We start from the raw sequence: 22,498 nt of genomic DNA on the forward strand, positions 1-22,498 counted from the left end.
GCCCGCTATTCGATCGGGAAAATCTTTTCCGGCGCTTGATAACGCACCGGATCAACCGAAAACTCGAATTCGCGCAAAGGTTTGCCGAGCGCATTGACCAGTGCGGACTCGATTTCGTTTCGAGCCGTTGCGGCAATCGCCTTGCGTCCATGATGATCTTCCGGGCTGAACGGCTCCAGAAAATGCAGCTCAAGCGGGAATGTGCCCTTGCGCGCCATGACGCGTTTGAAATTGTTAAGCCCGGTCTCATCACCGACCCAGCCAACCCATTCTGCAATCTCGCCGTAGAATAGCATGACCGGTTGAACGAGCACTCCTGGCGGCGGCGGCTCGAGCACGCGCAACATGCTAGTCTTGAACGGCAGCAGAGACTGGCCATCGGTTACAGTGCCTTCGGGAAATACCGTGACGGACCAATTGTCCGAAAGCACTTCACGCAATGAGTTGATTTGCTCGGCTACGCCCATGCGGTTCTCACGCTTAACGAAAACCGTGCGGTTGAGCCTCGACAGCCATCCGACGATTGGCACCTCGTTGAGTTCTGCCTTGGCGACAAATGCGGTGCCGCTCGCGCCAGCCAGCGCCAGGATATCAAGCCATGATAGATGGTTCGATATGAAGAACACATCGCGGCGCAAGGGTGTGCCGATCACTTTGACTCGCGCCCCGGCGACCCATGCGGCGAAGCGCAGGAAGTACATCGGAAAAGGCGAGCCATAGGCGAGCGCTCGATACAGGTAATGCACTGGTACGAGCAGCAGCAATGCCAGGAACAGCAGGAATACCCGCCTGCCCAGACGCACCCAGCCCATTGGCGATATTGGAGTTGGCTCACCGCGCGCCGCGGCTGCCCGTAACTCGGCGTCAGTCTTCGCGCGCGATGCGGACGCCATACAGTTCCATTCGATGGTCGACCAAGCGATAGCCGAGCTTCTCTGCTATAACTTTTTGCAAGGCTTCCAGTTCAGGATCGACAAATTCGACGACCTTGCCCGTCTCGACGTCGATCAGATGGTCATGGTGAGCTTCCGGCGCGGCTTCATAGCGCGCGCGGCCATCGCCAAAGTCATGCCTGTCCAGGATTCCCGCCTCTTCGAACAGGCGGACTGTGCGATAAACGGTGGCGATCGAAATCTTCGGATCGATAGAAGAAGCACGTTGATGCAGAAGCTCGACGTCAGGGTGATCTTCGCTATCCGACAGCACGCGCGCGATCACGCGGCGCTGCTCTGTGATACGCAGCCCCTTGTCGGCGCAAAGCTGCTCAAGATCGATTTTCTGCGACAATCCTGCCTCCGCTAGTGTTGGAGTACGCCTTGTATAGCCACAAGCTGCGGCGAAACAAGGCGCTCTTCAACAGACCACGGCCTGCGTCTTTAGGTGGTCTTTTTACGGCGACCGCGCTTCTGGCCGGGCATGCGGCCAAGGCCGATTTCCTTGGCCAATTTGCGGCGCGTTTCTGCGTAGTTCGGCGCGACCAGAGGATATTCGGGTCCGAGCTCCCACCGGGCGCGGTATTCGTCAGGCGTCATGCCATGCTCTGTCGACAAGTGACGCTTGAGCATTTTCATGCGCTTGCCGCAATCCAGGCAAACGATGTGATCCTTCTTCACTGAAGCCCGGACGGTAACAGCAGGCTCTGGGCGCTCTTCCTTTACGCCGGCCACCCCACCAAGCGTCGAGAGAGCTGAATACACATTGCTGATCAGCGATGGTACGCTTTCGACATCGACATTATTGTTGCTGACATGTGCAGCGACAATATCCGAAGTCAGCGTGATCAGCGTTTCTTTCATGTCTACTTCGGTCATATCCATAGAGTTCCTCACTTTTATTATATTTTGCCCTTCGGAGTGTAGCCCCCCGATTTGTTTCGGATGCACCTAATCTGCGAGATTTTCAAGGCGTGTATGTGTGAAATTCTACATAAATGAGTACTAATTCACATCAAATAGACAATCCATAAGTAATGGCATCCATACGATTTCCGTCTGAAAGCAAGTAGTATGCCCTGCGTCTGCCGATGGGTTCAAAGCCTGCCCGAAGGTATAATACTTTGGCTGGGTTGTTCTCGCGCATCTCAAGAAAAATATGTGATGCCCCGCGAGTGCGTGCGTCAACCTTCAATTGCGATAGCATTTTCTTTGCTGTACCCTGTCTTCGATAATTTGGATCGACCGCGATCAGCAGAAGCTCTTCTTCCCCCGGAGCGTGGCGCGTTATAAGAAAGCCGGTTGCTGTTTCATCTTGGCTGTCGCTAGTATTGAGAATGGCAAAAGTATTGGGAAGAAGAAGCGCATCTTCGACTTGGCGCCTGTTCCATGCTTCGCCCCATTGCGGGTCAAAGGCGGTCTCCATAACCGCCATGATCTGATCGACTTGGCTGATCTTGTTCATCCGGTTGGCAACTTCGCATCAGGCCCGCGGCCATAGATCGGCGCAAGGTTGGTTGTTAGGTGGGCTTCGCGGAGCAGGTAGGTCTTGCGGGCATCGGGCAGTATATTGAGTGCCACGCTCTGACCTCCCAATTGATCAGCCATTTCCTGCGCCCGATTTCCTGCAATGACTTGGTAGTTGCAGACAGCGACAGCTTCATCCGGCGTAAGTGACTGCACTTCGCTTTCAGGATTGCTGCCATGCGAATAGTTCTGAACGAACCATTCGCCATGCCCGCCATTCATGCAGACCATAAGCGGCGCATCCGGTCGCTCGCTCTGAGCCATTGCTGCGAGCAGCGTGAGTGTTGGATAACCTTGCACATCAGCATCCCATGCAAGGCCCAATGCGCGCGCTGCAGCGATCCCGATCCTGACGCCGGTAAAGCTACCCGGGCCAAGCGAGACCAGGATACGGTCCGCTTTGCCATTGTCGGGCAGCGCTTGGATCATCGGCACGAGCCGTTCGGCATGGCCGCGGCCCAATACAACATGTTGGCCCGCCAGCAATTGGTCTCCCTCGAACACGGCGACCGAGCAGGCCTCAGTTGCTGTTTCGATTGCGAGTGTTCGTTTGGGCGTCCGCATGGAAGTTGCGATGCCTCAAGCGGCCAAACGCTTCAAGTCAGACGATTGTGTTGAACGTGTCAAAATCCGGCCTTGGGCTGCGATCAAAGATGCTTTCCAGATCGCCATAGCCCACCGAGCAGATGAAATTGACGCGGTGGCGCGGTTCATCGGCAAAGAATGCGGCGTTGACTGCGTCTGCATCGAAGCCCGACATAGGCCCACAATCGAGCCCGACCGCGCGTGCCGCCAGCATCAGATAGGCGCCCTGAAGCGTAGAATTGCGGAACGCGCCTTCCTTGCGGCCTTCTTCGTCGCCTTCGAACCAGCTTTTCGCGTCGCTATGCGGAAACAACCAGGGCAGCTCTTCATGGAAATCGATATCGTAACCGATCACGGCAGTCACTGGCGCGGCAAGGATCTTTGCCTTGTTGCCTTCCATGGCGCAGTTTGCAAGCGCCTGTTTTTGTTCGTCAGATTTGACCCAGACAATCCGCACAGGCTGCATGTTCGCCGATGTTGGCGCCATTTTCAGCAGGTCCCAGATCGCATGCAATTGCGCGTCAGTCACCGGCTTGTCGAGCCAGTCATTATAGGTGCGCGCTTCGTTGAACAGCTGATCGAGCGCGTCGACAGACAACACGGTTCCATGAAATTGCTTGGTCATCAATCGTCCTTGAGTGTTAGGCTGCGCGCACTTCCAGCACCTCGGGAACATAATGCTTTAACAGGCCTTCGATGCCGTGCTTGAGCGTCGCTGTGCTGGAAGGGCATCCCGAGCATGCCCCTTGCAGGGTTAGGTAGACCACGCCGTCCTTGAAACCGCGATAGGCGATATCGCCGCCGTCACCGGCAACCGCAGGGCGCACTCGCGTTTCCAGCAATTCGTTGATCTGAGCCACGACGTCCGCATTGGCCGGATCATCTTCGACAACCAGTGTGTCTGCTTCGTCTGCGGGGATTGATATCCCCGATGCGTCACCGCCAGCAAACAGCGGCGCTTCTGAAACGAAATGGTCGAGCAGGATCGCGACCACTTGCGGCTTCAAATCGCTCCAACTGACGCCGGGCGCTGATGTGACGCTGATGAAGTCTGCTCCAAAAAAGACATTGGTGACTTCGCCGGTGTCGAAGATGGCCTGCGCCAAGGGGCTCGCTTCGGCGGCCTCGGGTGTCGCAAATTCGTGCGTTCCTGCGCTCATAACCTGCCGGCCAGGCAGGAATTTGAGGCTGGATGGGTTGGGTGTCGTTTCGGTTTCAATGAACATAGGTGTGAATGTAGGCGCGACGCAGCCTGCCGACAAGGCAGCAAAGCTTGGCGATCATTCACTATCCCTTCACTTGTTGCGCCCCTATAGTGAATTTCATGAAATCAATTGCCGGCGCATTTGGCGCAATCATTCTCCTTTCAACTCCGGTTGTGTTCGCCTCTGAGCTCTTGGCTCAGGATATTGCGGCAACTCAGCAATCCGCGCCTGATCCGCAATTCCTTCAGGCGGAAGACGAAACACCGTGGCTGTATGAAGGCAGCAATGTTCCGGTGGACCGCGAATGGCAGTTCGGCGAGATCGACAATGGCTTGCGCTATGCAGTGCGCAACAATGGCGTTCCGCCGGGTCAGGTTTCGATCCGCGTTCGCATCGATGCTGGCTCCTTGCATGAAGAAGATAGCGAGCAGGGATTTGCGCATTTGCTAGAGCATATGCTGTTCCGTGAAAGCAAATACCTTGGTGAGGGCGAAGCGATCCCTCGCTGGCAGCGGCTGGGCGCGACGCTGGGGCATGACACCAATGCGAGCACCAGCCCCACTGCTACGGTCTACAACATCAATTTGCCGGCATTTACCCCAGCGAATCTTGAAGAGAGCTTCAAATTGCTGTCGGGCATGATCCGCGAACCTGTGTTGAGCGATGCCAATGTTGCAGCAGAGGTGCCGATCGTGCTCGCCGAAATGCGCGAGCAGGGCGGGGCGCAGCAAAGGGTCAGTGAGAAAACGCTGGAAACGCTGTTTGCAGGACAACGCCTGGCCAACCGTCGACCGATTGGCACGCCGGAAACGCTGGGCGCAGCAACGGGCGAGACTGTTCAGGCCTTCCATGCGCGCTGGTATCGGCCCGAGAACGCCGTGGTAGTTGCGGTGGGCGATGTTGATCCGCTGCTCCTGGCTAAACTGATCGAAACCTATTTCGGAGATTGGCAGGGCGAGGGGCCGTTGACCCCTGCTCCCGACTTTGGCGATCCGATCCCGCTGGCTGGGTCAAGCGGCGGTACGACGGTGGGCGAGCTTGCCGTCATTGCAGAGCCGGACATGCCGCGCAGCCTGACTTATGCAGTGATGCGCCCGTGGCGCCCGGTGCAAGACACCGTGGTCTACAACGAAGGCCTGATGATCGAAGCCATTGCGCAGGCGATCATCAATCGCCGACTTGAGACCCGCGCACGCAGCGGGGGAAGCTTCCTCTATGCGCAAGTCCAGCAAGACGACATTTCCCGCTCTGCCGATGCGACGATTATCAGCTTCGCGCCTTTGGGTGGGGACTGGAACGCAGCCCTGGCCGATGTTCGCGGCGTGGTCGCGGATGCATTGGCTACACCGCCCAGCCAGGAAGAGATCGACCGCGAGGTCGCTGAATTCGACATCGCCTTTGCCAGCGAGGTCGAGCAATCCCGCGTGACTGCAGGCGGGCGGCTGGCTGACAATATCGTGCGCGCGGTTGATATTCGCGAGACGGTTGCTTCGGCGCAGGTTGCGCTCGACATCTTTCGCGGGACCAATCCGCGTTTCAACCCCGCTGAAGTTTTCGCTGCAACGCAAAAGCTGTTCGAGGGCGACGTTGTTCGCGGCGTCTATGTAACACCTGTTAGTGGCGAAGCCGAAGAGGCAGCTTTGCGTTTGGCTTTGGCCCGCGACACATCGCCCGATGAGAATGCGCGTTTGGCCAACAGGACAATCTCATTCGACGAATTGCCTGCGATTGGGCCGATCGGGACGATTCTCGAGCGCAAGGACATTGGCCTGCTGGACATTGAGCAGCTGACATTTGCCAATGGTGTGAATGTCATCTTGTGGTCGAACAATGACGAGCCCGGCCGCGTGTCGGCCAAGGTTCGGTTTGGCGCGGGCTATCGCGCATTCGAGGCCGAAGACGCACCTTATGTTTCGCTCGGCGAAATCGCGCTTGTATCCTCGGGTCTGGGCGAGATTGACGAAAATGATCTCGATCGTCTCGCAAACGGTCGCAAAATGGGCTTCGATTTCTCGATCGAAGACGCAGTCTTCACATTCACGGCGCAAACCCGTTCCGAAGATGTGCAAGATCAACTTTATCTGTTCGCGGCCAAACTGGGCATGCCGCGCTGGGATCCCAACCCGGTCTTGCGCGCCAAGGCTGCAGCAGAGATCGGTTATGCGTCCTACTCATCCAGCCCGGCTTCCATGATCTCGCGCGATTTGGATTACCTCTTGCGTGACAAGGATGAACGGTGGGCCACATCGACACCGGAAATGATGGCAAAGGTAACACCTGAGGGCTTCCGCGAGGTGTGGGAGCCTCGCCTTAAAGAAGGGGCGGTTGAAGTTTTGGTATTCGGCGAATTTGACCGCGAAGCTGTGGTCCAGACATTGCGCGAAACCTTTGGTGCCTTGCCAGCGCGCATGCCGTTGACGCCGGAAATCGCCAATCGATTGCCAGCATTCCCCGCACCTGACGCGCCGACCGAGGTGTTGGCTCATCGCGGCGATGCCAACCAGGCCGCAGCGGTCATCGCTTGGCCCACTGGAGGCGGCACTATTCGTCTGCGCGAATCTCGCCAGCTCGAAATCCTGACAGAGATATTCAACAATCGCCTGATGGATGCGCTGCGAGAGAAGTTGGGCGCTAGCTATGCGCCGCAAGCTATCTCTCGCTGGCCGGCCGACATCCCGCAAGGCGGGACAATCATGGCTCTGGCTCAGCTGGAGCCGCAAGATGTTCCAGTGTTCTTCGCTGAGGCTAACCAGATCGCAAAGGATCTGGCCGAAACAACACTGACAGAAGAGGAAATCGCGCGCGCCACGCAGCCATTGGGGCAACTCTACAGCAGGGCGGCGACCAGCAACTTTTTCTGGCTGCTGCAATTGGAAGGTGCCAGCACTGATCCCAAGCGGGTAAAGCTGGTACCAACCTTGATCCGAGACTATTCCAGCACGCGGCCTGAAATAATGCAATTGCTAGCGCGACGTTATCTGGCGGCGCGTCCCGGATGGCAATTGGCGGTGATTCCGCACGGGCAGGAATTGGCGGAAACTACGCCTACAATCCGGCCAGCGGCGCCTGCTGTAATGGGCCGATAGACAAGCAAAGCTTGGGTCATGACGTGAAATTTTGTTACCTTTTGTCCATATTGTGCTTTGTGCTTCTTAGTCCGGGCGTGTTAACGCTCTGACTGAATTTTAATGGAATGAGAATGTGACAGTGGCGCACAACTGGAAACTCGACGGCTGGAAAGCCCATGAAGCGCGGCATTTGCCGCATTACGAAGACGCAGCTGAACTAGCCGAGGCGGAAGCGACGCTGTCCGTCTATCCGCCGCTAGTCTTTGCCGGCGAAGCACGTGCGTTGAAGGCGGATCTGGCAGACGTGGCCAACGGCCATGCATTCCTGTTGCAGGGCGGTGACTGCGCGGAAAGCTTTGCCGAATTCCACCCGAACAATATCCGCGACACTTTCCGCGTGCTTTTGCAGATGGCGGTTGTGATGACTTTCGCCAGCAAGCGGCCAGTGGTGAAGGTCGGCCGCATGGCTGGTCAGTTTGCCAAGCCGCGCAGTTCCGCAACGGAAACGCAAGGCGACCTGACATTGCCGAGTTATTTCGGTGACAACATCAACGGGATCGATTTCGATCCGGTGCAGCGCCGCAATGACCCGGCGCGGATGGTAAAGGCCTATTCACAAGCGGCCGCGACGCTCAATCTGCTGCGCGCGTTTGCCGGTGGCGGCTATGCCAACCTGCGTCAGGTGCACCAGTGGACGCTCGATTTCATGGGGCGCACGCCCTGGGCGGAAAAGTTCGCGGAAACCGCTGACAAGATTGGCGACGCGCTCGATTTCATGGAAGCTTGCGGCGTTGATCCGGCAACTGTCCCGCAATTGCAGGGCACAAGCTTTTATACCAGCCACGAAGCGCTGCTGCTGCCATACGAGCAAGCTCTGACGCGCCAAGATTCTCTGACTGGAGATTGGTACGCCACCAGCGCGCATATGGTCTGGATCGGCGATCGAACACGCTTCCCGGGCAGCGCGCACATTGAATTTGCGCGCGGCATCGGCAATCCGTTGGGTATGAAGTGCGGACCGTCGCTCGAACCGGACGCTCTGCTTGAACTGCTCGACGTGCTCAATCCATCGCGAGAAGCGGGCCGGATCACGCTGATCAGCCGCTTTGGCCATGACAAGGTCGAGGAGGGGCTGCCCAAACTCGTGCGCGCGGTGAAACGCGAAGGGCATCCGGTGGTTTGGAGCTGTGATCCGATGCACGGCAATGTGATCAAGTCGGACAGCGGCTACAAAACCCGTCCGTTTGATCGCATCCTCTCGGAAGTGAAGGGCTTCTTCAATGTGCATCATTCGGAAGGGACTCATCCGGGCGGCATCCATATCGAGATGACCGGGCAGGATGTAACCGAATGTGTCGGTGGGGCAGTGGCGATTACAGATGAGGCGCTAGGCGATCGCTATCACACCCATTGCGATCCGCGTTTGAATGCGGCGCAGTCGCTAGAGCTGGCATTCCTGATCGCGGAGATGCTCAACCAGCAAGTGAACGAGCAACAGGCCAACGCGGCCTGACCAGCGTTTGCCACCTTCAGTCGCTGGGCATGCCTTTCAATTGTAACGCCTTTCGGGCATGATCTTGCCAGCACAAGCTGACGCGGGAGAAGTAACGTGCCTGAATCGCTTGCCAGCGCTGTTGTTGATCGGGCGGCTGGGCTAGCCGATAGATTTCGCGCAACACGGCGTTTGAGCAAAGCGTTGGTTGCGCCGCTCAGCGATGCCGACGCCACGATCCAGTCGATGGAAGATGCTTCGCCAGCGAAGTGGCATCTGGCCCACACGACATGGTTCTGGGAAACATTCCTGCTGCGCGGTCATGCGCGCGGGTATCAGCTGTTCAACGAGCAGTATCCATTCCTGTTCAACTCCTACTACGAAGCAGAGGGCGAACGGATTGCCCGTTTCTCGCGCGGGATGCTGTCGCGCCCGACTTTGGAGCAAATCCTCGAATGGCGATCACATGTTGACGCTGCGATGGAGCGTTTGCTTGATGATCCGGCGCACAGCGATCTGATTGAACTGGGTATCGCGCATGAACAGCAGCACCAGGAATTGCTGCTGACAGATATCAAGCATGCGCTGTTCCAGAACCCGCTCGGCCCAGCGATGTTTGACGGCGCTTTACCAGAATCGGGATCAGCGAAAGAAGGCTGGCACGAACATCCTGGCGGTATCGCAATGATTGGGTACGAAGGCAGTGGCTTTGCGTTCGACAATGAAGGGCCATGCCATCGGGTCTTGCTGGAACCCTTTGCACTGTCAAAACGGCTTGTGATCAATCGCGAATGGGCAGAGTTCATTTCGGATGGCGGTTACACCAATCCTTCGCTTTGGCTGTCTGATGGTTGGGCCTGGGTTCGAGGCGATCGCATCTCTGCGCCGCTTTATTGGCGCGAAGGCGAGCAATTCACTCTGAACGGATGGCAGGATCGCGATCCCGACGCGCCGGTCACGCATATCTCCTATTTCGAAGCTGATGCCTTTGCCAGCTGGGCTGGTAACCGATTGCCGACCGAGTTCGAATGGGAAGCTATGGGACAGGCACAAGACTCTGCGGCAGGTAACCAGCTGGATGATGCAAGCGGGGTGCAACCCACTGGCGGCGACAGTCTGTTCGGCGATTGCTGGCAATTCACCCGCTCGGCCTACTTGCCGTACCCCCGCTTCAAGCCCGCGCCGGGCGCAGTGGGCGAATACAACGGCAAATTCATGAGCGGCCAGTTTGTGTTGAAAGGTGCCAGCTGCGCTACGGTGCGCGGGCACTCGCGTTCCTCTTATCGCAATTTCTTCTACCCGCATCAGCGTTGGCAATTCACTGGCCTGCGCTTGGCAAAGGACTTTTGATGAACGCGTCTGAAGGCATGAGGCTGATCAATCTTGACGAAGATGGCGTGGACCGCGCGTTCAGGCAGGACGTTTTGGCAGGGCTGAAGCAAGTCCCCAAGGCGATCCCGGCACGCTGGCTATATGACGATGCCGGTTCACAATTGTTTGAGGAAATCACGCAGCTGCCCGAATATTATCCGACACGCGCGGAGACCGATATTCTGAAAACGCGCGGCGGTGAATTCGCGGAATTGATCGGTCCGGGCAGGGCAGTGGTCGAATTCGGCTCTGGCAGTTCCGTTAAAACTCCGCTTTTGCTGTCTGCTATTGCGCCTGCGGCCTATGTGCCGCTTGATATCTCTGGTGACTTTCTGCGCGCTTCGTCCGCTGAGCTCGCAGCCAAGTTTCCCGGCCTTCCAGTCTATCCGGTCGAGGCGGATTTCATGCGCAAGGTCGCACTGCCTGATGCAGTTTCGGACATGCCCAAACTTGGTTTTTTCCCGGGTTCCACCATCGGCAATATGGTCGCGCGTACTGCAGTGGATCTGCTGCGGACAGTGCGCGAAACGCTGGGCGAGGGCTCAAAGCTCTTGATCGGTATGGACCTGATCAAGGATCCCGATGTCCTGATCGCCGCCTATGATGATGCGGCGGGTGTAACCGCTGAATTCAATTACAACCTTGTCCGTCGGATTAATCGTGAGCTCGATGGCGACATTCCGCTTGAATTCTTGCGGCATGAAGCGCGCTGGAATGATGACTTTGCGCGGATCGAGATGCACTTGGTCGCGCAGAAAGACATTAGCTTCAGCGTGTCAGGCCAGCCATTTGCACTGGCTCAAGGCGAGAGTTTGCACACTGAAAACAGCCACAAATTCAGCCGACGTACGGGGAACACATTGCTGTTGGCAGGTGGGTGGACACCAACACATCGATGGCTTGATAGCAAGGAACGCTTCTCGCTCGTGTTGGCCGACGCGTCGATCCCGCGCAGCGCACCCTAGTTGGCAGCAGATGGACCTGCGCCCATTAGCTTCCTATATTCCGGTGATGTCGATCAAGGCCCTCTGGGAATATCTGGCGATGACCATTTCCGCGATCCCGCGTTCGGGATTGCTGTTGATGGTGGTCGCGGCAATCGCCGTAAGCGCGATCGGATCGCTAATGGTTCGCCGGAAAGTGCCACTGGGGCTGATGGTTCGGCGCGCCAGCACGGTTGTATTGGGCGGCGTTCTGCTGGTCGTTGTGTTGCAATTGTCGCGCTTCGATTCACGTCTGGAGATAGCTGTTCCGCAGTTTGGCTTGCCCGAACAAATCGTTGAAGGCGGCGAAACCCGCATCCCCATGGCACCTGACGGGCATTTCTGGCTGCGCGCACAGATTAACGGTGTGCCGGCAAATTTCCTCGTCGATACGGGCGCTACGCTAACGGCCATTTCTCAGGATCTGGCGGATCGCGCAGCGATCAAACCACGACCTGGCGGGTTACCCGTTACCATCAACACCGCCAACGGCCCAGTCTCAGCTGAACTGTCTACCATTGGCGAAATGCGCTTTGGCAGTGTGGCCGCCCGCGGGCTCGACGTAGTAATCGCGCCGTCTCTTGGTCAGACCAATGTTGTCGGGATGAATTTGCTATCGCGGCTCGCGTCATGGCGCGTTGAGGGCAACAACATGATTTTGGTGCCTAATAATCCGCAGCCCGAATCTGATCAGCGCTAGCCAGGCAAGGGAGGCAGAGGCTGTGGCAGGGCGGAAATCCGTTCTGCAAGGAAGTCGAATACCAGTCGGATGCGGCGGCTTGTCTTCAGTTCGCGGTGCGAGACAAGCCAGAGCTGGTAAGCAAATCCAGGCATAAACGGGGCGGCGCGTTCAACGCCGGGTTCACCATCGCCGCGGGACTCGGAGTTTACGCCAATGCCCATGCACGCCACGTTTCCCACGTCACGGCAGTCGATGTTTCAGAGAAGATGCTGGAATTCGCGAAGATAAATGCGGCGGAAGCTAACGTCGACGATGTGACATTCAGGGCTACCTCAATCGAAAGTTTTGAGGCCGCTGATGGCAGCTATGATGCTGTATTGATGCTAAGCCTACTGCATTTGCTGGAGAATCCCCGCGCTGCGCTGGACAAGGCGCACCGGCTTCTCAAACCTGGCGGCTTGCTGATCACCAGCACAGCGTGCCTTGGTGATAGTATGCGCTGGTTCGGCATGATTGCTCCGGTCGGCGCAGCATTGGGCCTGATACCCAAAGTCCAGTTCCTGTTCGTGGAAGAATTGCGCAGCGAGATCGCAGACCGTGGATTTGCTAGTCTGGAAGAATTCAATCAGGGCGACAATCGCACCTACTTTCAAATCGCGCGCAAGCTTGCGTAGCGATCCGGGCGGCTGGTCAGCCCCCCAAGTACCTCGCTTTTGGCCAGCCGCCCACCCTCACTGATCGACCGACATTTCACTAGTGGATCGTATCTCTATGCCCAGCTAGCCCTTACCGCGATGATCGTAGGAGAGCGCGCATGAAAGAACTGTTTGATCTTACTGGAAAGGTTGCCGTTGTTACGGGAGCAGGCCGCGGCATTGGAGAAGGTATCGCCACGCTGCTGGCAGATGCTGGCGCTGATGTGGTTTGCGCGGCGCGCTCTACCGACCAGATCGAACATACCGCCAAGCTGATCAATGAAAGCAATTCCGGCGGGCGTGCGGTCGCGCAAAAGACCGATGTATCGAGCGCGGAAGATATGGAAGCGCTGGCTCAGCGCGCGGTCGATGAATTCGGGCGGCTAGATATCTGGATTAACAATGCCGGTGGATCGCTGGTTTCCGCACCTCTGACTGAGCTTGATCCGGCAGAATGGGACAAGACACTGGCCGTCAATCTGACGTCGGTTTTCTGGGGCGTACGTGCGGCGGCCAAACACATGAAAGACGGCGGCTCGATTGTGAACACGTCATCGATGGCGGGGCGCGATCCGTTTCCCGGAAGCGGGCATTATAGCGCGGCCAAGGCCGGCGTGAATATGCTCACCAAAACACTTGCTCTGGAGTTGGGGCCACAAAAGATTCGTATCAACGCGATCTTGCCCGGGTTTGTGCCGACAGATACAGTGAAGAAGGCACTTGACATGACAGACGCGGATTTCGGGCCTCTGCTTGAACAGCTTAATCTTCCGGCTGGAAGGCTTGGGACACCGCGTGATATTGCAGCTTGTGTGCTATACCTTGTCGGGGAATCAGGAGAGTGGGTCACGGGTCAATGCCTTTGTGTTGCTGGAACGGTATAGCACTCGGTCTACTGACCCTTGGTCGGCGTTAAAAGCCTACTGAATGTTATCAATCAGGGCCAAATGTTTTCTAAATTTTCATATCTATTCAATACGCTATTAATATTTCGTTCAATTTAATGAGGATTTTGGGAAGGGTAAATTAACCGTAGTAAATTCAATCATCAGTATGAAAATTCTTACAAACATCATTACAATTTTCTTGGTTTCGACTTTAGTTTCTTGTGGAGACGAAGGGCAACAAATGCCACCAAATACGGTTGGAGGAGGGGGTGTTCTGCCACCATCGCCACCCGTGTCTTCTCCTGCTTCCTTTGATACCTTGGTTTTTGAAGATCAGTTTGCGAATGGCTCACTGGATAGAAGTATATGGAATGTTGTCGGGCCGGATTTTTGGGTAAATAACGAACAGCAAGCCTATATAGACTCTTCGGACACAATATTCTTTGAAGCTGCAACAGGTTCTGAAGATGATGCAGTGTTGGTTCTCAAACCTGAATGGCGCGAGGGTTATCCAACACCAACTGGTCGTATAGTGGATTTTGTTTCTGGCCGTATTAACTCTCGCAACAAACTTGATGTTACGTATGCAAAGGTTTCAGCTCGAATTCGGATGCCTGATGCCCAAGGAGTTTGGCCCGCGTTTTGGCTTCTCGGATATGGTAGTTGGCCTAATTCTGGCGAAACCGATATCATGGAATATGTTGGTGAAAAGGAGTGGACGAGTTCGGCTTTGCATGGCCCTGGATATTCTGGCGGAGAGAGCATTGGGGCGCGAAATAATTTTGAAGACGGTGCAGAAGTATCTGATTGGCATATATATACGGTCGAGCGGCGTACTGAAGATGTAAGATTTTTTGTAGACGAAGAAGAATTTTTTAGAGTTACAAGAGCGGAGGTTGAGGAGCGAGGTGAATGGAGATTTGATAGAGCTCAACATTTAATTTTGAATTTTGCTCTGGGAGGAAATTATCCTCAAGGCGTTAATGGAGTGAATTCACCTTATCCTGGCTTGCCTGCGGCCACAGTAGAGGCAATTAAGGCTAATGAAATCAGTATGGAAGTAGACTGGGTCCGCATTTGGGAATGATCAAAAATATTTTTGATTAGGTTGGCTGGGGTGGCAGGATTCGAACCTGCGCATGCCGGTACCAAAAACCAGTGCCTTACCACTTGGCTACACCCCAGCAGAGGGGCGGTCTATAACGGCTTGTGCGCGGATGTGAAGTGCAAACGCGCTGTTTTATGCAGGCCTTTGTCTGAGTGTCTATGCAGGCCTCGCGCGGCGCTGAGCCAATTCGCTTTCTATTGCCGCCAAAGTGCGTCGATCGATGTTGTAAAACAGCATCGCGATCCCGCCAGGAACCAGAACAATCGCCGGGATAATCGCGAAAGCGAGGTTGATTCCCATTATGGCGCTTTCGGATTGCTGCTCCCCCGCGACAAAGCCGGTCATACTGATGATTAGACCGGGTAGAGCGAGACCAAATGCAACGCCGGTCTTCACAGCGAAGATTGATGCGGCGACCACCAGAGCTGTCATCTGCTTACGCGAACGCCAGTCGACATATTCCGCGATATCCGTGAACATCGCGTAGGCCAGAACCATCAGCATGCCGAAGCCGATCCCAACTCCAAATTGTGCAAATGTTTGCAGCCATACAGCGTCCAGCGGCATGGAGTGGAACAGCATGATCGTCGAAGCTTTTAGTGCCCCGGCAAAGATCACGAGATGCGATTTTTCAAACCGCCGCTGCAGGAAATTGGCGAAGATCACGCCTGTAATCTGACCTATCGCCAAAGCAGTCAGGAAAAGCGCGGGGCGATCAAGAAACGCGAGGACCGGCGAGCCATCGTCGCCTGCAACATACTCGAAAAAGAACAGCGCGCTGGCTTGTCGGGCGGCAATTGCTGTGACGCCCAAGATCGCGGCTATTGCCACCGCGATCCACGGGCCGGTCACGACCAGTTCCTTGCAATCACCCAGAATAGATCCGTTTTCCTGGTTCGGCTCGATCCGTTCTTTGGTGGTGAAGAACGTTGCCAAGAGGCAAAAGAATGAAACGCCTGCAATGCACGCCATTGTCCACATAATGCCGCTTGCCTCGTCTCCGCCACCCAGTTCGCGCACCAGCGTAGTTCCAAGAACACCAATCAAGATCCCCGACATTGCCGAGAAGAACATACGGTATGCGGTAACGCTGCCACGTTGTTCGGCGCTGGGAGATATCACACCCAGCAGACCGCCGTAGGGCACGTTCACGAAGGTGTAGACCAGCATCGCGAGCGTGTAGGTGACATAGGCCCAGATCAGCAGGCCGGTTGGGCTCAAATCTGGCGCTGCAAACACCAATACGCCAAAAAAGCCAAACGGCACCGCTCCAAACAGCATGTATGGCCGGTATCGGCCCCAGCGGCTGCGCGTGCGGTCGGAAATTGCGCCCATCATCGGGTCAGTCACCGCGTCGACTAGCTTGGTCAGGAGCAACATCAAGCTGATCGCGGCAGGCGCCAGACCGTTCAGATCGACCAGAAAATAGAACAGGAAAAAGCCGAAAAAATTGAGATAGAGCCCGGAGGCAAGGTCTCCCACGCCGTAGCCCAGCTTCTCTTTCAGCTTGATGCGCTCAGGCGGGACGTGGTCCAATCAGCACTCCAATAACGGCTTGGCGGCCCAGGCAAAAACCCTGTGCCACGAAACCCTAACGCACTGACTACGTCAAATATCCCGGATCAAATATCCTTGCCTTCAAAATCCGCTGCCGAGTGGCGTTCACGAAGTTGCTGGTTCTCTTCGCCCCAGGTTTTGTTGACGATGCGGCCACGCTTCACTGCGGGGCGTGCAGAAATTTCCTTCACCCAGCGGCCAACGTTTTTATACTCGTCGATCGAGAGGAAGGTCTTGGCATCGTTGTAGATATCGCCCGTGGTGAAAGGCGCGAGCCAAGGGAGGTTGGCCATGTCTGCGATGGTGTATTCGTCACCTGCCAGGAAGCGGCTTTCCGCCAGGCGCTTGTCCGCGACATCAAAGATGCGCTTTGTCTCCATCGCATAGCGATTGATCGGGTACTCATATTTCTCCGGCGCATAAGCATAGAAGTGTCCGAAGCCGCCGCCGATGAACGGGCCTGTGCCGACTTGCCATGCCACCCAACTCAGCGTTTCAGCGCGAGCGGCGGGATCGGTTGGCAGGAATTCGCCGAATTTCTCGGCCAGATGGATCAGGATTGCGGCCGATTCAAAAACGCGAAATGGCTTGTCACCGCTGCGATCTTCCATTGTTGGGATTTTCGAGTTGGGGTTGAGAGCCACGAACCCGCTCGTGAATTGTTCGCCCTGGCTGATGTTGACCGTGTAGGCATCGTATTCCGCGCCTTTGTGGCCCAACTCGAGCAATTCTTCCAGCATGATGGTGACTTTCACGCCGTTCGGCGTAGCGAGCGAGTAGAGCTGGAAGGGGTTATCGCCGACCGGCAAGTCCTTCTCTTCGCGCGCGCCGGAAGTGGGGCGGTTGATGTTGGCAAAGCGGCCGCCGCTTTCGGTATCTGCTGACCATACTTTGGGTGGGGTGTAGGTGGGATCGGCCATATTTCTTGGTGTCCTGTCTCTTGAAGCTCTCTCTGAACTCGAGAGGTGGGGCATCGACGCTACGAGTGCAAGGCGCATGTCCCCAAGCGTCCGTCGCCAATTGCTTTCCAGAGCAGTAGCGAAACTTGCCAAATGTATCACAAAAGGATACTAAATTCGATATGCATTTGGCTGGATACAAGATTCGCACCTGGCGTGACGCGTACAAGCCGCCGCTGTCAGCGGAGGAATTTGGCATTCGGTTTGGCGATCCCTGGCCAAGCAGGACTGTTTATGGCTGGGAATCCAAGGGGAAAGTTGCCCGTCCACCGGTCCAAAGACGCTTGGCCGATCTGGGCATATGTTCACCCGAAGACTGGCTTGAGCCAGCTCCCGAGCAGGATACTGACAATTCCCTAATGGTATCAAGAAATGATCAATCAGATCGGGATACTGGCGGTCACCCCTTCTTCGACCTGCACCAGCACGGGATGGTTCGTGTCGCGACGAGTACGCCGAAAACGCGCACTGCGGACATTGATTACAACGTAGATGGAATTCTGGCCGAGGCCGAACGCGCGCACGAGGCGAGGGTCGATCTTGTCGTTTACCCAGAGCTTTGCGTGTCATCCTATGCAATCGATGATCTGCATTTGCAGTCCGCTTTGCTGGATGCAGCGGAAGCTGGTGTTGCTCGCATTGTCGCCGCGAGTGCCGACATTGATCCTGTGCTGCTGATCGGCGCGCCGCTGCGGCACAATGGACGTGTCTATAACTGTGCAGCGGTTGTCGCGCGCGGGCAATTGCTGGGCGTTGTGCCGAAAAGCTTCCTGCCCAACTATCGCGAATATTACGAGAAGCGGTGGTTTGCGCATGGGCGAGAGATCAGGGGGATGGAGATCGCCGTGGCGGGGCAGGCCGTGCCTTTCGGTGTTGACCTGATTTTTGCGGCATCGAACTTGTCCGGGTTCATGCTGCATGTCGAAATTTGCGAGGATTACTGGGCGCCAACGCCGCCATCGACGCAAGGGGCGCTGGCAGGTGCAACCGTGCTCGCTAACCTCTCTGCCAGCAACATCACCATCGGTAAGTCGGATGAGCGCCATCTGTTGGCAAGGGCGCAAAGTTCGCGCGCGGTCGCGGCCTATCTCTATTGTGCCAGCGGGTATGGCGAAAGCACCACGGATCTCGCGTGGGACGGGCAGGGGATGATCTACGAATTGGGCGACCTGTTGGCAGAAAGCGAACGTTTCAGCCTCAATGCAGAGCTGTGCATCGCGGATGTGGATTGCGAACGTATTCTTGCAGAGCGTGCACGGATGCAGACGTTCAACGACGCCGCTGAGGCGGCAGGGCGCCCAGAGGACAGTTTTCGCACAATCAGTTTCGCATTCGCGCCCAGCGATGGTGATCGCGGTCTGGTGCGCCCGGTCCGGCGGTTCCCCTTTGTGCCCAATCGCCAGCACAAACTTGATGAAGATTGCTACGAAGCTTTCAACATTCAGGTCGATGGCCTTATGCGGCGGTTGGAGGCGACCCATGCCAAGAGCATGGTGATCGGCATATCGGGTGGTCTTGATTCCACCCACGCGCTGATTGTTGCCGCTAAATGTTGTGATCGGCTGGGTCTGCCGCGCAGCTTTATCCGTGGCTACACCATGCCCGGATTTGCAACCTCTGATCACACCAAGTCGAACGCATGGAAGCTGATGAAGGCGCTGGGGATCACAGCGGAAGAGATCGATATCCGGCCGGCAGCGACGCGGATGCTCGAAGACATGCAGCACCCCTTCGCTGACGGGGAGCCGGTCCACGACGTGACGTTCGAGAATGTCCAAGCCGGGCTGCGCACCGATTATCTGTTCCGGTTGGCGGGGCACCATTCGGGCTTTGTGATCGGGACGGGCGATCTGTCAGAGCTCGCGCTTGGCTGGTGCACCTATGGCGTTGGCGACCAGATGAGCCATTACGCCGTCAATTCGGGCGTGCCGAAGACCTTGATCCAGTATCTGATACGATGGGCTGTCAGCACCGAGCAGTTCGATCCGACAACCGATGAAGTTTTGCTGTCTATCCTCGATACGGAGATTTCGCCTGAACTAGTGCCGCCGGGCGAGGGCGGTGAGATCCAGAGCACGGAAAGCATCATTGGCCCCTATGAACTGAATGACTTTTTCCTGCATCAGACCATCCGCTGGGGGCAGCGGCCCAGCAAGATTGCCTTCCTTGCCTGGCATGCGTGGAAGGATGCCAAGGCTGGGCTGTGGCCGGCTGAATTTCCTGAAGCAAAGAAGAACGAATATGATCTGGCGACCATTCGCGAGTGGCTTGAGAAATTCATCAAGCGTTTCTTTGCGTTCAGCCAGTTCAAACGCAGCGCCATTCCCAACGGCCCCAAGGTGAGCGCGGGTGGCGCTCTTTCACCGCGTGGTGATTGGCGCGCGCCAAGCGATGCGGTGGCCGATGTCTGGCTGAAGGAATTGCGCGATAAAGTGCCGGAGAGCGAGAAGCTCCCCGACACCCGATAACCCTAGTATGCGAGCCGAAGGGCCTTGGTCCTTTATCCGCGATCCAGACTGAAACGGCCCGGTCCAAACGCGGCGACCAGCTGGGTGATCGATGCCATGCGCGATGCCTTGGCACAGTGTCCGGACTAGTTATGTGGCTTGATCGGGCCCGAAAAGGATCCGGTCGTCACCGGCCTTCCAGGGCACGAATTTCGGCATGATCGACTTGAACAGGTCCGAGGCGAGGTGCTGTTCCAGCCATTGCTGCAAATGCGGCAGGCCTTGTACGTCAAACCAGTCGCGGTCGGTGTTGGCGAATTGCCGGACAAAGGGAAACAGCGCGATATCGGCTAGCGTACGCGTGTCGCCGCAGAGGTATTTCTGACCACCCAATCGTGTGTCGAGATCGGTCAGAATGGCCAAGCCGCCTGAACGGTGATCGTAACGGAAGGTTTCTTCATCGCCGTTCGCTTCATCGGGATAGCGCGTGGGATATTTGTAGCGGTCCAGGTGACGCTTGAACGGGCCGTCATTGCGCTCGATCAGCTCGCGATCATCTCCGGCAAGCCATCCTTCCGGGTCATTCTTGCCGAGTGCCCAGCGCATGATATCGATACTCTCTTCGAGCAGCGGGCCATCGGCTGATATCAGCACCGGCACTGTCGCTTTGGGCGAAATTTCACGCAGCGCTTGCGGTTTGGCGGAAAGCTTCACTTCGCGCAGGATCACGCTGATTCTGGCGCTCCACAGGGACATCCTTGCGCGCATCGCATAAGGGCACCGGCGAAAGGAATAGAGGACCGGGGGATGCTCAGTCATCGGCGGTTTCTTTTGCGTCTCGCTCCAGCCGCTTGCCGATATGTTCTTCACCCCGCTTGCGCGCCAGTTTCTGCTGCTTTTGCCGCTCGGCATAACGCGCGCGCTGTTCTTCATTGCGCGCGTCGATGCAATGCGGGCAGCTGACCCCCTCCGCATAAGCGGGTGAAGCCATTTCTTCGTCAGAAAGCGGCATGCGGCAGGCAAAGCATTGCCCGTAAGAGCCGAGCTCTAGCCCATGCTTTACCGACACACGTTGATCGAACACGAAGCATTCACCGTGCCATAGGCTTTCGTCCTGCGGCACGGTTTCGAGATATTTCAGGATGCCGCCTTTCAGGTGAAAGACATCGTCGATGCCTTCGCTGCGCAGGAAACTGGTCGATTTCTCGCAGCGGATCCCGCCGGTGCAGAACATCGCGACCTTCTTCTTGGCTTCCAGCAGCTCGTCGCGGTGTTCGCGAAACCATTGCGGAAAGTCGCGGAAGCTCGCGGTTTCCGGATCAACCGCACCTTCGAATGTGCCAATCGCGACTTCATAGTCATTGCGCGTATCGATCACGATAGTGTCGGGATCGCTGATCAGTTCGTTCCAGTCTTCGGGCGCGACATAGCGGCCAACGCTTTGGCGCGGGTCGATGTCGGGCTCTCCCATGGTCACGATCTCGCGCTTTAGACGCACTTTCATGCGGTTGAACGGCATGCTCTCGGCATGCGAAAACTTGACGTCCAGCTCTGCGCATCCGGGCATGGCGCGGATATGGCCAAGCACTTGTGCGATAGCGTTCTCGCTGCCAGCGATGGTGCCGTTGATGCCTTCCTTGGCCAGCAACAGCGTGCCCATCGTGCCCACTTCCTCGCATTTGGCGAGCAGCGGCTCGCGCAAGGACGCGGTCTCCTCAAAACGCGTGAACTGGTATAGCGCGGCAACGGTGATGGGGGCATTCGCCACTGTGGTCAATCCAGCTTCATCACCCAGCCATGGGTGTCTTCCATTGCGCCGCGTTGAATCGCGACCAGCTTCTCGCGGAGCTTCATGGTCAGCTGACCGGGGCCGCCGCTGCCGATTGTGAACTCGCCATCATGGCTGGCAACCGTGCCGACAGGCGTCACCACAGCCGCGGTGCCGCAAGCCATAGTCTCCAGCAGTTTGCCGCTTTCCGCATCCGCGCGCCATTGATCGATGCTGTAGGGCTCTTCGCGCAGCTCCAGTCCCTCTTCGCGGATCAATTGGATCAGGCTGTCACGCGTTATACCGGGCAGGATTGTTCCCGTTAGCGGCGGTGTCACCACGCTGCCATCATCGAACACGTAGAACAGGTTCATGCCGCCCAGTTCTTCGATCCATTTGCGCTCGACCGCATCGAGAAACACAACCTGATCGCAGCCTTGCTCGATCGCTTCGGCTTGGGGCACGAGTGATGCAGCGTAATTGCCGCCGGTCTTGGCCGCGCCAGTGCCGCCGGGGGCCGCGCGAACATAATCCTGGCTGACCCAGATTTTCACCGGGGCAGGGCCGCGTTTAAAGTAACTGCCGGACGGGCTGATAATCACAACGAATTTGTATTGTTTGGCCGGGCGCACACCAAGGAAAGCTTCGGATGCGAACATGAAGGGGCGCAGATAAAACGAGCCGCCTTCGACTGGCGGGAACCAGCTCTTGTCCTGCTCCACCAGCTTGCGGATGCTCTCAAGGAACAGTTTCTCTGGCAGTTCGGGCATCGCCATACGCCGCGCTGAGGCATTAAAACGCCGCGCGTTTTCTTCGGGCCGGAACAGGGCCATGGTGCCGCCGTCCAGTTTATAGGCCTTCATGCCTTCGAAGATTTCCTGCGCGTAGTGCAGCACGCTGGCCGCCGGATCGAGCGGGATCGGCTTGCGGGGCCCGAGCGCCGCGGAAAACCAGCCGCCTTTCGCTTCGTCATAATCGATCACTACCATGTGGTCGGAAAAACACTTTCCAAAGCCAGGGTCAGCGATTGCCGCGAGGCGTTCTGCTTCGGGCGTTGGCGAAGGGTGGGTGATGTAGTCGAACAACATGGAAGTTGCGAATAGTGAGATGGAGGAACGAGGGCAAGATATGAAAAGGGCGGTCACCGCCGGTCGGGGTGAACCGCCCTTTCATGGTCAGCGGCGGTAAGCGCCGCTCACGAAGTCTCTATAGGTTCCGAACTTACCTATAGT

The 22,498-nt window shown here is 56.7% G+C and carries 21 protein-coding genes and 1 tRNA gene; 9 read left to right on the plus strand and 13 right to left on the minus strand.

Translation table 11 applies throughout. The features are described 5' to 3' along the window. Positions 1-5: 5 nt before the first annotated feature. From QZ487_RS05890 to QZ487_RS05920, 7 genes are all read right to left on the minus strand, one after another. Positions 6-893, minus strand: coding sequence for a 1-acyl-sn-glycerol-3-phosphate acyltransferase (locus QZ487_RS05890; RefSeq protein ID WP_296023767.1), 888 nt, complete (start codon positions 891-893; stop codon positions 6-8). Further along, positions 865-1,287 carry a Fur family transcriptional regulator gene (locus QZ487_RS05895; protein ID WP_285976824.1) on the minus strand — a complete coding sequence of 141 codons (423 nt, stop codon included), beginning with the start codon at positions 1,285-1,287 and terminating at the stop codon, positions 865-867. Before QZ487_RS05895 ends, QZ487_RS05890 begins: the two co-directional genes overlap by 29 nt. An 89-nt stretch (positions 1,288-1,376) precedes the next feature. Then, positions 1,377-1,817 carry a MucR family transcriptional regulator gene (locus QZ487_RS05900; RefSeq protein WP_285976825.1) on the minus strand — a complete coding sequence of 147 codons (441 nt, stop codon included), beginning with the start codon at positions 1,815-1,817 and terminating at the stop codon, positions 1,377-1,379. A gap of 130 nt (positions 1,818-1,947) precedes the next feature. Then, positions 1,948-2,397 (minus strand): GNAT family N-acetyltransferase, encoded by a 450-nt coding sequence (locus QZ487_RS05905; RefSeq protein WP_285976826.1) that lies wholly within the window; start codon positions 2,395-2,397, stop codon positions 1,948-1,950. After that, positions 2,394-3,023, minus strand: coding sequence for a tRNA (adenosine(37)-N6)-threonylcarbamoyltransferase complex dimerization subunit type 1 TsaB (tsaB, locus tag QZ487_RS05910; protein WP_296023769.1), 630 nt, complete (start codon positions 3,021-3,023; stop codon positions 2,394-2,396). Before tsaB ends, QZ487_RS05905 begins: the two co-directional genes overlap by 4 nt. Before the next feature lie 37 nt (positions 3,024-3,060). Then, entirely contained in the window at positions 3,061-3,669 is a 609-nt protein-coding gene (locus QZ487_RS05915) for a malonic semialdehyde reductase (protein ID WP_296023770.1), read from the minus strand. A 16-nt stretch (positions 3,670-3,685) separates the two neighbouring features. Continuing rightward, complete coding sequence (locus QZ487_RS05920) at positions 3,686-4,270, minus strand: NifU family protein (RefSeq protein WP_285976829.1); 585 nt, start codon at positions 4,268-4,270, stop codon at positions 3,686-3,688. Positions 4,271-4,368: 98 nt separating this feature from the next. Here QZ487_RS05920 and QZ487_RS05925 point away from each other — a divergent pair, with 98 nt between their 5' ends. The 8 genes from QZ487_RS05925 (at position 4,369) to QZ487_RS05960 (ending at position 14,514) form a co-directional block, all read left to right on the plus strand. Beyond that, positions 4,369-7,335 (plus strand): pitrilysin family protein, encoded by a 2,967-nt coding sequence (locus tag QZ487_RS05925; protein ID WP_296023771.1) that lies wholly within the window; start codon positions 4,369-4,371, stop codon positions 7,333-7,335. Positions 7,336-7,456: 121 nt separating this feature from the next. After that, complete coding sequence (locus QZ487_RS05930; protein WP_296023773.1) at positions 7,457-8,830, plus strand: class II 3-deoxy-7-phosphoheptulonate synthase; 1,374 nt, start codon at positions 7,457-7,459, stop codon at positions 8,828-8,830. Between the two features lie 96 nt (positions 8,831-8,926). After that, positions 8,927-10,159 carry an ergothioneine biosynthesis protein EgtB gene (gene egtB, locus QZ487_RS05935; RefSeq protein WP_285976832.1) on the plus strand — a complete coding sequence of 411 codons (1,233 nt, stop codon included), beginning with the start codon at positions 8,927-8,929 and terminating at the stop codon, positions 10,157-10,159. Continuing rightward, positions 10,159-11,145: an L-histidine N(alpha)-methyltransferase gene (gene egtD, locus QZ487_RS05940; protein ID WP_296023774.1), complete on the plus strand. Its 987-nt coding sequence runs from the start codon at positions 10,159-10,161 to the stop codon at positions 11,143-11,145. The genes egtB and egtD overlap by 1 nt, the downstream gene beginning before the upstream one ends. A gap of 46 nt (positions 11,146-11,191) precedes the next feature. Then, entirely contained in the window at positions 11,192-11,863 is a 672-nt protein-coding gene (locus QZ487_RS05945; protein ID WP_296023776.1) for a TIGR02281 family clan AA aspartic protease, read from the plus strand. Between the two features lie 95 nt (positions 11,864-11,958). After that, positions 11,959-12,519 (plus strand): class I SAM-dependent methyltransferase, encoded by a 561-nt coding sequence (locus QZ487_RS05950; protein WP_296023777.1) that lies wholly within the window; start codon positions 11,959-11,961, stop codon positions 12,517-12,519. Between the two features lie 140 nt (positions 12,520-12,659). Beyond that, entirely contained in the window at positions 12,660-13,424 is a 765-nt protein-coding gene (locus QZ487_RS05955; protein ID WP_296023778.1) for an SDR family NAD(P)-dependent oxidoreductase, read from the plus strand. Positions 13,425-13,593: 169 nt separating this feature from the next. Further along, positions 13,594-14,514 (plus strand): glycoside hydrolase family 16 protein, encoded by a 921-nt coding sequence (locus tag QZ487_RS05960; protein WP_296023779.1) that lies wholly within the window; start codon positions 13,594-13,596, stop codon positions 14,512-14,514. A gap of 22 nt (positions 14,515-14,536) precedes the next feature. Here QZ487_RS05960 and QZ487_RS05965 read toward each other — a convergent pair. The 3 genes from QZ487_RS05965 to yghU all read right to left on the minus strand — a co-directional run bounded on the left by QZ487_RS05965 (position 14,537) and on the right by yghU (position 17,012). Next, positions 14,537-14,611, minus strand: a tRNA-Gln gene (locus QZ487_RS05965). A gap of 80 nt (positions 14,612-14,691) precedes the next feature. Continuing rightward, a complete protein-coding gene (locus QZ487_RS05970) occupies positions 14,692-16,071 on the minus strand; it encodes an MFS transporter (RefSeq protein WP_285976838.1) in 1,380 nt (459 codons plus the stop codon). Positions 16,072-16,157: 86 nt separating this feature from the next. After that, positions 16,158-17,012 carry a glutathione-dependent disulfide-bond oxidoreductase gene (yghU, locus tag QZ487_RS05975; RefSeq protein WP_296023781.1) on the minus strand — a complete coding sequence of 285 codons (855 nt, stop codon included), beginning with the start codon at positions 17,010-17,012 and terminating at the stop codon, positions 16,158-16,160. A 398-nt stretch (positions 17,013-17,410) separates the two neighbouring features. Here yghU and QZ487_RS05980 point away from each other — a divergent pair, with 398 nt between their 5' ends. Further along, positions 17,411-19,519: an NAD(+) synthase gene (locus tag QZ487_RS05980; RefSeq protein ID WP_296024120.1), complete on the plus strand. Its 2,109-nt coding sequence runs from the start codon at positions 17,411-17,413 to the stop codon at positions 19,517-19,519. 129 nt (positions 19,520-19,648) lie between these two features. Here the strand turns inward: QZ487_RS05980 and QZ487_RS05985 are convergent, their stop codons facing one another. The 3 genes from QZ487_RS05985 to QZ487_RS05995 are packed head-to-tail and all read right to left on the minus strand — an operon-like array spanning position 19,649 to position 22,354. Continuing rightward, the gene (locus QZ487_RS05985) at positions 19,649-20,317 is read right to left on the minus strand and encodes a glutathione S-transferase (RefSeq protein ID WP_296023782.1); all 669 of its coding nucleotides are present in this window, start codon (positions 20,315-20,317) and stop codon (positions 19,649-19,651) included. After that, positions 20,310-21,275, minus strand: a complete 966-nt coding sequence (locus tag QZ487_RS05990; RefSeq protein ID WP_296023783.1) for a rhodanese-related sulfurtransferase — start codon at positions 21,273-21,275, stop codon at positions 20,310-20,312. Before QZ487_RS05990 ends, QZ487_RS05985 begins: the two co-directional genes overlap by 8 nt. Further along, positions 21,272-22,354, minus strand: coding sequence for a branched-chain amino acid aminotransferase (locus tag QZ487_RS05995; RefSeq protein ID WP_285976842.1), 1,083 nt, complete (start codon positions 22,352-22,354; stop codon positions 21,272-21,274). Before QZ487_RS05995 ends, QZ487_RS05990 begins: the two co-directional genes overlap by 4 nt. Positions 22,355-22,498 lie beyond the last annotated feature (144 nt).

The sequence above is a fragment of the uncultured Altererythrobacter sp. genome (genome assembly GCF_913057185.1).
Lineage (GTDB): Bacteria > Pseudomonadota > Alphaproteobacteria > Sphingomonadales > Sphingomonadaceae > Erythrobacter > Erythrobacter rubellus.